The organism is Caballeronia sp., assembly GCF_049581465.1.
Lineage (GTDB): Bacteria > Pseudomonadota > Gammaproteobacteria > Burkholderiales > Burkholderiaceae > Caballeronia.
In genome coordinates, this window is the sequence record NZ_JBAUSA010000397.1 from 1 (window position 1) to 10,885 (window position 10,885).

Annotated in this window: 11 protein-coding genes; 6 read left to right on the forward strand and 5 right to left on the reverse strand. The window is 62.0% G+C overall.

Annotated features, from left to right (window positions below):
- Window positions 1-230: 230 nt before the first annotated feature.
- The 5 genes from WCA53_RS09825 to fliE form a co-directional block, all read right to left on the reverse strand.
- The gene (locus WCA53_RS09825) at window positions 231-548 is read right to left on the reverse strand and encodes an EscU/YscU/HrcU family type III secretion system export apparatus switch protein (RefSeq protein WP_423908526.1); all 318 of its coding nucleotides are present in this window, start codon (window positions 546-548) and stop codon (window positions 231-233) included.
- Complete coding sequence (locus WCA53_RS09830; protein WP_423908528.1) at window positions 545-1,963, reverse strand: flagellar hook-length control protein FliK; 1,419 nt, start codon at window positions 1,961-1,963, stop codon at window positions 545-547. The genes WCA53_RS09825 and WCA53_RS09830 overlap by 4 nt, the downstream gene beginning before the upstream one ends.
- 57 nt (window positions 1,964-2,020) lie before the next feature.
- A complete protein-coding gene (locus WCA53_RS09835; protein ID WP_423908530.1) occupies window positions 2,021-2,350 on the reverse strand; it encodes a flagellar protein FliT in 330 nt (109 codons plus the stop codon).
- Window positions 2,351-2,374: 24 nt separating this feature from the next.
- Window positions 2,375-2,788 carry a flagellar export chaperone FliS gene (gene fliS, locus WCA53_RS09840; RefSeq protein ID WP_423908532.1) on the reverse strand — a complete coding sequence of 138 codons (414 nt, stop codon included), beginning with the start codon at window positions 2,786-2,788 and terminating at the stop codon, window positions 2,375-2,377.
- Window positions 2,789-3,053: 265 nt separating this feature from the next.
- Window positions 3,054-3,404 carry a flagellar hook-basal body complex protein FliE gene (gene fliE / locus WCA53_RS09845; RefSeq protein WP_423908534.1) on the reverse strand — a complete coding sequence of 117 codons (351 nt, stop codon included), beginning with the start codon at window positions 3,402-3,404 and terminating at the stop codon, window positions 3,054-3,056.
- A 325-nt stretch (window positions 3,405-3,729) separates the two neighbouring features.
- On the opposite strand from fliE, the gene fliF reads away from it, so the two are divergent.
- The 6 genes from fliF to WCA53_RS09875 all read left to right on the forward strand — a co-directional run.
- On the forward strand, window positions 3,730-5,508 hold the full coding sequence (fliF, locus tag WCA53_RS09850; RefSeq protein ID WP_423908537.1) for a flagellar basal-body MS-ring/collar protein FliF: 1,779 nt from the start codon (window positions 3,730-3,732) through the stop codon (window positions 5,506-5,508).
- Window positions 5,498-6,493, forward strand: a complete 996-nt coding sequence (gene fliG / locus WCA53_RS09855; RefSeq protein WP_423908540.1) for a flagellar motor switch protein FliG — start codon at window positions 5,498-5,500, stop codon at window positions 6,491-6,493. The genes fliF and fliG overlap by 11 nt, the downstream gene beginning before the upstream one ends.
- Complete coding sequence (gene fliH / locus WCA53_RS09860; protein WP_423908542.1) at window positions 6,486-7,157, forward strand: flagellar assembly protein FliH; 672 nt, start codon at window positions 6,486-6,488, stop codon at window positions 7,155-7,157. The genes fliG and fliH overlap by 8 nt, the downstream gene beginning before the upstream one ends.
- A complete protein-coding gene (gene fliI / locus WCA53_RS09865) occupies window positions 7,151-8,737 on the forward strand; it encodes a flagellar protein export ATPase FliI (protein ID WP_423908544.1) in 1,587 nt (528 codons plus the stop codon). The genes fliH and fliI overlap by 7 nt, the downstream gene beginning before the upstream one ends.
- Window positions 8,738-8,761: 24 nt before the next feature.
- Window positions 8,762-9,211 (forward strand): flagellar export protein FliJ, encoded by a 450-nt coding sequence (gene fliJ, locus WCA53_RS09870; RefSeq protein WP_423908546.1) that lies wholly within the window; start codon window positions 8,762-8,764, stop codon window positions 9,209-9,211.
- Window positions 9,212-9,255: 44 nt separating this feature from the next.
- The coding region (locus WCA53_RS09875; RefSeq protein WP_423908548.1) for a flagellar hook-length control protein FliK at window positions 9,256-10,885 on the forward strand (1,630 nt) is incomplete at its 3' end.

Genomic DNA, 10,885 nt, shown 5'->3' on the forward strand with positions numbered 1-10,885 from the left:
ACACTTAAAAATTGGCGGTTTAAAACGCGTTTCTTTGCTTCGTTTCTTTGCGCGTTTGCCAAAGAAATGAAGTTCCGCCCCGAACAGGGGCTAACAGAAATAAGCAAGAAAATCCGACTTAAGCAGACCGACCACGCTAGCAGAAGGACTCAATGCTCTCCCCACACTCGCCGCAAGCAGCACCGCCCAAAACCTCCCCCACACTCACCGCGAGCAGCACCCCCTCCCCCCTAACGCCGCGCGTTCCTCGCGGCAACCTCCGGAGGAACCGCATCCGCTCCATTTTCCAACCGATACAACCACGCCAACAACTCGGCAACCGCCTGATAAAGCGCGGGCGGAATCCGCGCATCCAGATCGACTTGCATCAACAGCGACACCATCTCCGGCGACTCGTGCACGTACAGGCCCGCCTCCTTGGCGCGCTGCACGATCATGTCTGCAATCAGCCCGTACCCTTTCGCGACCACGCGCGGCGCGGATTCAACGCTTTTCGCGTCGTAGACAAGCGCCGTCGCCTGCCTACGCGGATCGTTTGGATTGCTCAAAGACGGCTCCCGCCGGTGCCGTTCACACTGCCACTGGCTGATGCCGCGTCTGTGCTGAACTCCGAGGGTCCTTCCGGCAGGACTTCGTTGAATGCGATGGCATCGGCAAGCGAATCCGTCGCGCGCACCGTCAATCCCGCCAATTGCAATCCCGCCGCTTCCAGATGTTGCCGAAAACCGTCGCTATCGGCGGCCAGGCGTATTGCGCCCTGCCCACTGGCGTTCAGGCGTACCACAAGCTGCTGACCGGTCAGCACGAGATCGGCATCGACATTGCCCAGCGTCGGCAGCGAAAGCGTCACCCGTGTCCGCCACGCGCGATCGGCATCCCCCGCGCCACCCGCATCGCGCTCATAGGAAGCCCGGTCATGCGGCTCGATTTCCCAGTCGAACTTCGCGCCGGGCCAAGCTTCGCCGGACCATCGGAATTGATTGGTGGCGAGCAAATCGAGTTGCTGGCGAACCAGCGGAATAGTCGACGGATCAATGCCCGCCGCGATCGACGCCTGCACGGCCGGATCGCGACCTTGCGCGGCGCTGGCGGACCCGGCCGTTCCCGGCGATGCCGAAGTCAAAGTCGAGGTCGAGGTCGACGTAAATGCGTTCGCTGAAATACCCCGGACGCTCGCCGCGAGCGAAGCGGCTTGCTGCGGAGTCATCGGCATCTGCACAAGGCGCACGGGGTTATTCGGGTCGGTGCTGGTACGTGGCGCTGTGTTCGTCAGCAAGGTTTCATCGACCCACAGCGCAGGATGGGACTCGGCAAGCTCGGCCGACTCGGCTGACCCAGCCGAAGGCAACGACGAGAAACCCGACGAAGATGAAGATGAAGGCGACGAAGACGAAGACGACGAAGGCAAATCGGAATCCGGAGTGCCAGCCCGCGCCTGCGGCTCACTCGCGACCGACGCAAGCGGGCGTTGCCCGCTGAACCACTGGACGAGATGCGCTTCGTAAAAGAGCCCGCTTTCATCAACCGTCTTGGCGAGCGTCCCTGCCAGTTCGTTCGCGTCCAGGGGCGGCGCAGGCGTATCGACGCCATCGGCCGCGGTCGCCCCGCGTGAGGAAAAGATCGATTCACTGAGGCTTGCGAACGCGCTTGCCGGGACCGGTGCGCTCGGCCATAACGGGGTATCGCCGGTCAACGGAGGCGTCGTTTCGCCGCCGAAGCGGGAAATGGCAACGAGCGTTTGCGCGACGCTGCTCAACTGCGTCTGCGTCGACGGAACAGGCGTGAGTAGCGAACTGGGGAATACTGCGGGCGCACCCGTAGACGGGGTATTGACGTAAAGCTGCGACGTGCCGGTCTGCGTGGTCGTCGGCCCGGTGGTCGGACCGCTCGACGACCCAATGGCTGACAGCAGGATGTCGGTAGGGTTGGCGAGCAGCGAAGCGATCGCGAAGTCCAGACCCATAATACCCATTTCCTTTTAGACGCCCGTGGGGCGCAACATCGTGTGCAGAAAAGACGTCTAGCGCAGGCCGATCATCTTTTTCAGGGCCTGTGCAGACCGGTTGACCGTGAACAGCATGGACAAACGCGCGAGGCTTGGAGTGGTGAGGTCGCGGATGGCGGCGTCATCGGCGAGAATCCGGCGCACCAGATCCAGTTTTCGCGCTCGGTCGAGATCGTCCAGTTCCGAACACGTATCGACTTCCTTCAAGCCCTCAATCAGGTCGCGATACGCGACCTGCATCGTCCGCAGTTCGCCCCATTGCCCGCTGCGCGCGGCAGCCAGCATGCAGGAGGACAGTGCGGCGATCGCTTCGTAATGCGCGAAATAATCTTGTGTGGTTTTCATTGTATGCAGGCATTGTTCGCGGTTTCACGCCGCAGCCATTTTTGCCACTTCGGGCCCGATTCCCAGCCACGCTCCTTCGAGTGTCGCCAGCAATCCGTCCACCTCGACCAACATCTGCTCGTTTTGCTCAAGGTTCGCCTCGAACAACCGGCGCGCCATGTAGGAATACAGCGCGTCCAGCCGTCCCGCGATCTCGCCGCCGCCCTCTTTGTTAAGCGCCTGCTGCAAACCCTGCTCGACAATGACGATCGCCTTGGTGATCGCTTCGCCGCGCGCCGGGATGTTGTTCTGCTGAACGTGCATGCGCGCCTGGGCGACGGCCTGCCGCGCGCCCTGATACAACATGACGATGAGCCGGTGGGGACTCGCGCCCATGACACCCGTCTGTACTCCGACGCGAGCGTACGCGTTCACTCCCCCATGTCCTTGCGAAAACATCCGTCCTTCTCCTAGTGCGATTCCCGTCGTCGTCGCCGGCGTCACACGCCTCGACTCGTTGCCGATCTGGCCCGCTGCGCCCTTAACTCCGTGGACCAGCGTCTATCGATGCAGACCTGCGAATCCGGACCCTTCGATTTGTCTGGGCGTTCATCGTGCGCTTACTACGGTTATCGGAGAAAGCGGCGAAAGCTTTAGAGAGGCTTTGCGTCGCAAGGAGAATTCCGGAAACAATGCTGCACACAATGGGGTCTGCCGGAAACGGTCAGACCGAGATGTTCATGATGTCGTTGTAGGCCGACACCAGCTTGTTGCGCACCTGCAGGCCGAACTGCATGCCAATGTTGGCCTTCTGCAGGTCCACCATCGTGTCGTTCAGCGAAACGTTTGGCGCGCCGACTTCAAACGCTTGCGCCTCGCTCCCCGCGCTTTTTTGCGCGCTGCTGATGTTGTCGAGCGACGATTTCAGCGCGTCGGCAAAACTGCCCACGCTGGCCGCGCCCGATTGCTGTTCGACACTACCGCTCGCGATATTGCCCGCGCCGCCGGCGGCCTGGGTCGCCATGGTTTGCATTTGCTGGAGCGCCGAACTCAGCGGATTGATGGACGAATTCATGATGACTCCATTTGAGAAAGGGGTAATCGGCCGCTAGGCATGGGCGGCGCTGTGGCTGGGACATGCGAACCCAGGCCCGTCCCGGGCCAACGACTGGCGTGTGCGCCGGAGTCCGGGAGCGTCGCCATGCGGCCTGACCGATTACGAAAAAGTCTATCAGCGGCGCCATTTCGCTAAGCCGGGAAAGAGCGCCAAAAGCCGCTTCTGTTCGTTGAATCGACTTGACCGGCGTTACGGATAATTCACTCCATGAAACTGACTGTGAGTTCGACCGGACAGTCCGGCCCACCTGACAGAAAATGCACGACTCGGAGAGCCTCGAAGCATGGATTCCTCAAATAACCTGATCAACCCGGACGCCCGCATGGGCTTGCCAAGCGTGCCAGCGGGCGGCGCGGGGTCGATCTCGGCACCGCCAGGCGGCGCCGGTTATGGTGGCGGCGGTTCGGACTTCGGCGGCAGTTTCAGCCAGCGGATGCCGATGCTCAACCAGTTCCGCAACAACCCGCGGATGCCGCTGATCATTGCTGTGACGCTTCTCGCGGTGGTAGTGGCCGGCCTCTTCATGTGGTCGCGCCAGCCTGATTACCGTGTGCTGTTCAGCAATCTCTCCGACCGCGATGGCGGGGCGATCGTCGCCGCGCTCCAGGCCGGAAATATTCCCTACAAGGTCGCCGAGTCGGGCGGCGCGATCCTGGTTCCGAGCGAATCCGTGCACGAGACACGCTTGCGCCTCGCGTCGCAGGGATTGCCGAAGAACGGTTCGGTCGGCTTCGAACTGATGGACAACCAGAAGTTCGGCATCAGCCAGTTCGCCGAGCAGGTCAACTATCAGCGCGCACTGGAAGGGGAACTGGAAAAGACTATCGGCTCGATTTCGTCGGTGCGTGAAGCGCGCGTGCATCTCGCGATTCCGAAGGCCACCGTGTTCGTGCGCGAAAAGGAATTGCCGACGGCGTCCGTCATGCTCAACCTTTATCCGGGCCGCGCGCTCGACGAGGGCCAGACGATCGCGATCCAGCATATCGTGGCGTCGAGCGTGTCGGACATGCCGGTCAAGAACGTGACCATCGTCGATCAGGACGGCAATCTCCTCACGCAGCAAAGCACTGCGAACGGACTTGACGCGTCGCAACTGAAGTATGTGCAGCAGGTCGAGCGCGACACGCAAAGCCGTATCGATGCAATCCTCGCGCCGCTGTTTGGCGCCGGCAATGCGCACTCGCAGGTCAGCGCGGATATCGATTTCGCGAAGATGGAGCAAACCGCCGAAAGCTACGGCCCGAACGCCAATCCGCAAGCCACCGCAATTCGCAGCCAGCAATCGAGCGAATCACATGAAACCGGTGGAACGAGCGTGGGCGGCGTGCCAGGTGCGTTGTCGAATTCGCCGCCGGCAGCCTCAGCCGCACCGATCGACGCGGCTTCGGCTGGCGCAGCGGACCCGAAGACGCCGCCGGGCAATGTACGCAAGGACACGACGACCAACTACGAAGTCGACCGCACAGTGCGCCACTACGAGCAACCGGTCGGCGGTATCAAGCGCTTGTCGGTGGGCGTGGTGGTGAACTACATGAAGATCGTCGATGCCAAGGGTCACGTGACCATGCAGCCGCTGACCACCGACAAACTCGAACAAGTCCAGCAACTGGTGAAGGACGCCATGGGCTACGACGAAAAGCGCGGCGACTCGGTGAACGTGGTCAACAGCACCTTCCTCGTCGATACGAACGTAGTCCCTGATTTGCCCTGGTGGCGCACGCCGGACATGATCGAGCGCGGCATCGAACTCGCGAAGTACGCCGGGATCGGCGCCGTGGGGTTGTTCCTGTACTTCAGCATGGTCAAGCCGGCCATGCGCCGCGCGTTCCCGCCGCCGCCGGAACCCGTAATCACGCCGCCAGATGAACTTTCGCTGCTCGATGGGCCTTCAATGCCGAAGCCCATGATCGACGAAGACAAGGATGCCGAGGTCAGCCTGCTCGGTCACGAAAGCAACAGGGCCAAGTTCGATCGCAATCTTGAGTACGCACGCATGGTCGCGCGCCAGGATCCGCGAATCGTAGCAACCGTCGTCAAGAACTGGGTGTCCGATGAACGCTGAAGGTCTCAATAAAGCCGCGCTCCTGCTGATGTCGATTGGCGAGGAGGAAGCCGCTGAAGTTTTCAAGTACCTCGGACCGCGTGAGGTGCAAAAGATCGGCGCGACCATGGCGCAACTGAAAAACGTCACGCGCGAACAGCTCGACAACGTGATGACGGAATTCGTCGCTGAAGCCGAGCAGCACACCGCGCTCTCGCTGGATTCGAACGAATACATTCGTTCGGTGCTCACGAAGGCGCTCGGCGAAACCAAGGCCGGCGCGCTGATCGACCGGATTTTGCAGGGCAGCGATACGAGCGGTATCGAAGGCTTGAAATGGATGGATTCGGCGGCAGTGTCGGAGCTGATCAAGAACGAACATCCGCAGATCATCGCAACGATCCTGGTTCACCTCGACCGCGATCAGGCCTCCGAAATTGTCGCGTTGCTCAGCGAACGGTTGAGAAACGACGTGTTGCTGCGGATCGCGACGCTCGACGGCATTCAGCCGGCCGCGTTGCGCGAACTCGACGACGTGCTGACCACCCTTCTTTCCGGCAGCGACAACCTGAAGCGCGCGCCGATGGGCGGCATCCGCACGGCGGCGGAAATTCTCAACTTCATGCAGAAGACGCATGAGGAATCCGTGATCGAAAATGTGAGGTCATTCGACGAGGAACTGGCGCAGAAGATCATCGACCAGATGTTCGTCTTCGAAAACCTGATCGACCTGGAAGATCGCGCGATCCAGATGCTGCTGAAGGAAGTCGAATCGGAGACGCTGATTGTGTCGCTGAAAGGCGCGCAGCCGGCGTTGCGCCAGAAGTTCCTCGCGAACATGTCGCAGCGTGCGGCCGAACTGCTCGCCGAAGATCTCGATTCGCGCGGTCCGGTGCGGCTCTCGGAAGTCGAAACGCAGCAACGCAAGATCCTGCAGATCGTGCGCAATCTCGCCGAAACCGGCGCGATTCAATTAGGCGGAAAGGCCGAGGACGCATATGTCTGATGCTGCTTCCACCGACAAGGCTCGCATGACAGCGTATCAGCGCTGGGAGATGGCGTCGTTCGATCCCGTGCCTACGGATCGAACGGCCGCCGATCAGGCCGCGCTCGAAAAGCACCTGCGCCGTGTCCGTGACGAAGCGCATGCGCAAGGCCTCGCGTCCGGTCACGTGGCCGGTCAGGCGTTGGGCTATAAGGCCGGTTATGACCAGGGCTATGAGAAAGGTTTAAACGAAGGGCGCCGCCTGGCTGCTCAAGAAGCCGCGCGGCTGTCGTCCCTGGCCGATCAGTTCAAGACCGCGCTGCAAGCCGCCGACGCAGTCGTCGCCGAAGCGCTCACTGCCCTCGCGCTCGATATCGCGCAGCAAGTGGTGTTGCAGCATCTGGCACTTGATCCGACCGCGCTGCTGGCCGTCGCGCGCACGGTGATCGCGGCTGAACCGGCTCTGTCCGGTGCACCCTATTTGACGGTGAATCCGGCGGACTTGCCGATCGTCGAAGCTTATTTGCTCGAAGAATTACAGGCGGCGGGATGGCTGGTGCGCACCGATCCGGATATCGAACGCGGTGGCTGCAAGGCGCAGGCGGCGAGCGGTGAAATCGATGCAACCAATGTCACGCGCTGGGAGCGCGTGGCAGCGGCGCTCGGGCGGTCGCAACCATGGTGACTCCGGGCCACGCATCGCAGCATTCGTCGGTACATGGCCCGTCCGCGCAAGGGGCGAGCGCCGCGCGCCGCATCACGCAGGAAGGCTTGACCGAACTCGAACAGGAATTGGCGCGGGCTTCGTTCGGACCGCTCGCGACCGACGAAGAGGCCGATCCAACGCCCGAAGAAATCGCGGTCAAGACCATCGTCCAGCTCGCCGATATGGCGAACAACCCGCATCTCGACGGCTGGCGCGCGCAACTTGAAACCCTCAAGGCACGCAGCATGATCTCGAAGCCGCTGCGCTCGTGCGGACGGTTGACGCGCGCAGCGGGCCTGGTCCTTGAGGCCGTGGGATTGAAACTGGGCGTGGGCTCGGAATGCATGATCGAGCTGCCGCCCGGAAGCTCGATTCCGATGGCCGAAGCCGAAGTCGTCGGCTTTTCCGGCGACAAGCTGTTCCTGATGCCGACCACCGAAGTCTCCGGCCTGCTGCCCGGCGCACGCGTGTATCCGCTGGAAAGCGCACCGATCAACGATCCGATGGCCGGCGCCAAGCGCCTTCCGGTCGGCTGGGAAATGCTCGGCCGCGTGGTCGATGCATCGGGCAAACCGCTCGACGGACTGGGCCCGCTCGGCTCGAAGGTCGATGCACCGCTCACCGCGCCGACGATCAATCCGCTCAATCGCGAGCCGATTCACAAAGTACTCGACGTCGGCGTGCGCGCGATCAATGCGCTGCTGACCGTGGGGCGAGGCCAGCGCATGGGCCTGTTTGCCGGATCGGGCGTGGGCAAATCCGTGTTGCTGGGCACGATGGCGCGCTACACCAGCGCCGAGGTCATCGTGATCGGGCTGATCGGCGAACGGGGGCGTGAGGTCAAGGAATTTATCGAGCAGATCCTGGGCAAGGAGGGGCTCGCGCGTGCGGTCGTGGTGGCCGCGCCTGCCGACGTCTCGCCGTTGCTGCGCATGCAGGGTGCGTCGTACGCGACATCGCTGGCCGAGTATTTCCGCGACCAGGGCAAGCACGTTCTGCTGCTGATGGATTCGCTCACGCGATACGCGATGGCTCAGCGGGAAATCGCGCTAGCGATTGGCGAACCGCCTGCAACCAAGGGTTATCCGCCGTCGGTGTTTGCCAAGCTGCCGATGCTGGTCGAACGGACCGGCAATGGCCGCGAAGGCGCCGGATCGATTACGGCGTTTTACACGGTCTTGACGGAAGGGGACGATCAGCAGGATCCTATCGCCGATTCCGCGCGGGCGATTCTCGACGGTCATATTGTATTGTCGCGATCGTTGGCCGAAGCCGGTCATTACCCGGCGATCGATATCGAGGCCTCCATTAGCCGCGCGATGACGGCGCTAATCGACGATAAACACTTGGACCGGGTGCGTTTGTTCAAGCAGATGTTGTCGCGATACCAGCGCAACCGCGATTTGATCAATGTGGGCGCGTATTCTACGGGCCGGGATCCGCTGCTCGACCGGGCGATCGCGTTGTATCCGCGTATCGAAGCGTTTTTGCAGCAAGGCTACCGCGAGCAGGCGGAATTTGAACCGAGTCTCGCCCAGCTCGAAAAGCTGTTCGTATAAAAATAAACGGGGAAAAACCAGTCCATGTCAAACCACTTGCCGATCCAGACCCTGATCAGTCTTGCGGAAGAAGAACTCGAAGCTGCCACGAAAAAGCTGGGCAAGTTTCAGCAGGAGCGCAACGAAGCGCAAGCTCAGTTGGACTCGCTCGTGACGTATCGCGATGAGTATCACGCGCGTTTTACGGCATCGGCTCAAGTTGGCACGACCGCGCAGACGCTGCGCAATTTCCAGGCTTTCGTCGATACGCTCGATGCCGCCATCAACCAGCAGCGTGGCTTGGTGAGCGCCGCGAACAATCGGCTGGAAGCGGCGAAGCCCGAATGGCAGCAGCGCAAGCAGAAGCTGGGCTCGTACGAAGTACTGGCGGCGCGCGGCGAGGCCGTGAAGGCGAAACAGGAAGCGCGCGTGGAACAGCGCGAGTCCGACGAACATTCCGCCAAGATGCTCCGGATGCGCGCCGAAAGGGCTTGAGCGTCCACTATTTTTATCCTGAACACGATACAACGGGGTTTTCAATGTCGACTGTAATTTCTACCAGCGCGTTACTCGGCACCGGCGCCACGTCCGCCTTGTCGCAAAGTGCAGCGGCATTGAGTGCGAGCGAGAATGCTGCGGCGTCGTTTGGTTCGACCTTGCGCAATATTACTGAGCAGGCGAACGAGCAAGCGGCAGCGCAGGCAAGGATACAAGCACAGGCGCAGGCCGATGCACAGGCACAGGCACAGGCTCAAGCGAAAGCACTCGCCGCCGCGTCGACGGCTTCGTCTCCCGAGCCGGCTCCCGCTCCCACTCCGTCTGCGGCTCCCTCGGCCTCAACCGCCGCTTCGCCGGGAAGCGTTCCCGACCCATCCCAGGCCGATGCCGCCGCATCAACCAATCAGGATAAAACGGCCGACAGTACCAAAACGGCAACGGCCGGGAATCAGAACGCGTCGCCGGCTTCGGGCGCGAATGAAAGCACTGCGTCCGACAAGAACACGAAGGCCGGCACTACGGCTCAGGCTTCGGCGAATCATGGCGCGTCTGCATCGGCAAACGACAAGGCCGCGGCGGCGATCGCTGCGGCCAAGGCGCAGATGTCGAAGGCGGGAACCGTCGCGGATACGGCGGCCGACCCGGCCACGACCCTCGCTGAGTTGGCGGCGGCATCGGCATCGGCAAGTACCGACGCGACTTCGTCCACCGATACCCCTGACTCGACGCACAAATCCAGCGATACGAAATCGACCGGTGACGCGTTGCAAACTGCGCTCGCCGCCATGGCGAATTCGCAGGGCGCAGCGACAACGCCTGTCGACCCGGCCGTTGTTGCGGCAGCGGCGGCGGCTTCTGCTTCTGCTTCGAACAGCGCGAATACGTTGAGCGACGCAGGCAATGGCTCCGGCGCCGGAAAGAAGGGCGGTCGCGCGATCGGCACGAGCACCACGGTGGACTCGAATGCGGCGCTGGGCGATGGCAAGAATGTCGATACGAACGCGAATCCGACGGCATCGGCGTCAGGCTCGGGTGCGGCTGTCATTGCATCGACGCCCGCTGACGCGACGGCGCTTGCTGCGGGCGCATCGGCGAAGGATGGCAATGGCGCGGCTGGCTATAAGGCGAGTGCGGCGGTAGCCAATGACGCAGCGGCGAATGCCAGCGCGATACAGGCGGCATCGGGGACGACGGGTGGGACTTCGGTGCAAGGTGCGGCGAACGCGGCCAGCAGCGCGTCGATTGCGCCACACGTGGGGTCGAGCGGTTGGGACACCTCGTTTAGCCAGAAGGTCGTGTTCATGTCGAATGCAAATCAGACGAGTGCTTCACTGACGTTGAATCCGAAGGATCTGGGGCCGTTACAGGTGATGTTGCAGGTCACTGACAATCACGCGCATGCGTTGTTTGTATCGGACCATGCGCAGGTTCGAGACGCCGTCGAGGCGGCGATGCCGAAATTGCGCGAAGCGATGCAGGCGAGTGGCATCAGCTTGGGCAGCACAAGTGTCAGCAATGGCTTCGCGGGACAGCAGTCAAGCCAGCAAGGCGATGGATCGTCGGGATCGGGGCGTGCAGGCCAGGGATATGGCGCGGTAGCGGGAACGACCGATAGCGCCGATGTTACGACTACGACGGTCAGTGCACCGATCAGGCGTCAGGTGGGTATTG

Excerpts from the sequence above, each read along its gene's own strand:
- WCA53_RS09830 (WP_423908528.1), bottom strand. The coding sequence starts at position 1,963 with ATGGGTCTGGACTTCGCGATCGCTTCGCTGCTCGCCAACCCTACCGAC.
- WCA53_RS09835 (WP_423908530.1), bottom strand. The coding sequence starts at position 2,350 with ATGAAAACCACACAAGATTATTTCGCGCATTACGAAGCGATCGCCGCA.
- fliS (WP_423908532.1), bottom strand. The coding sequence starts at position 2,788 with ATGTTTTCGCAAGGACATGGGGGAGTGAACGCGTACGCTCGCGTCGGA.
- fliE (WP_423908534.1), bottom strand. The coding sequence starts at position 3,404 with ATGAATTCGTCCATCAATCCGCTGAGTTCGGCGCTCCAGCAAATGCAA.
- fliF (WP_423908537.1), top strand. The coding sequence starts at position 3,730 with ATGGATTCCTCAAATAACCTGATCAACCCGGACGCCCGCATGGGCTTG.
- fliG (WP_423908540.1), top strand. The coding sequence starts at position 5,498 with ATGAACGCTGAAGGTCTCAATAAAGCCGCGCTCCTGCTGATGTCGATT.
- fliH (WP_423908542.1), top strand. The coding sequence starts at position 6,486 with ATGTCTGATGCTGCTTCCACCGACAAGGCTCGCATGACAGCGTATCAG.
- fliI (WP_423908544.1), top strand. The coding sequence starts at position 7,151 with ATGGTGACTCCGGGCCACGCATCGCAGCATTCGTCGGTACATGGCCCG.
- fliJ (WP_423908546.1), top strand. The coding sequence starts at position 8,762 with ATGTCAAACCACTTGCCGATCCAGACCCTGATCAGTCTTGCGGAAGAA.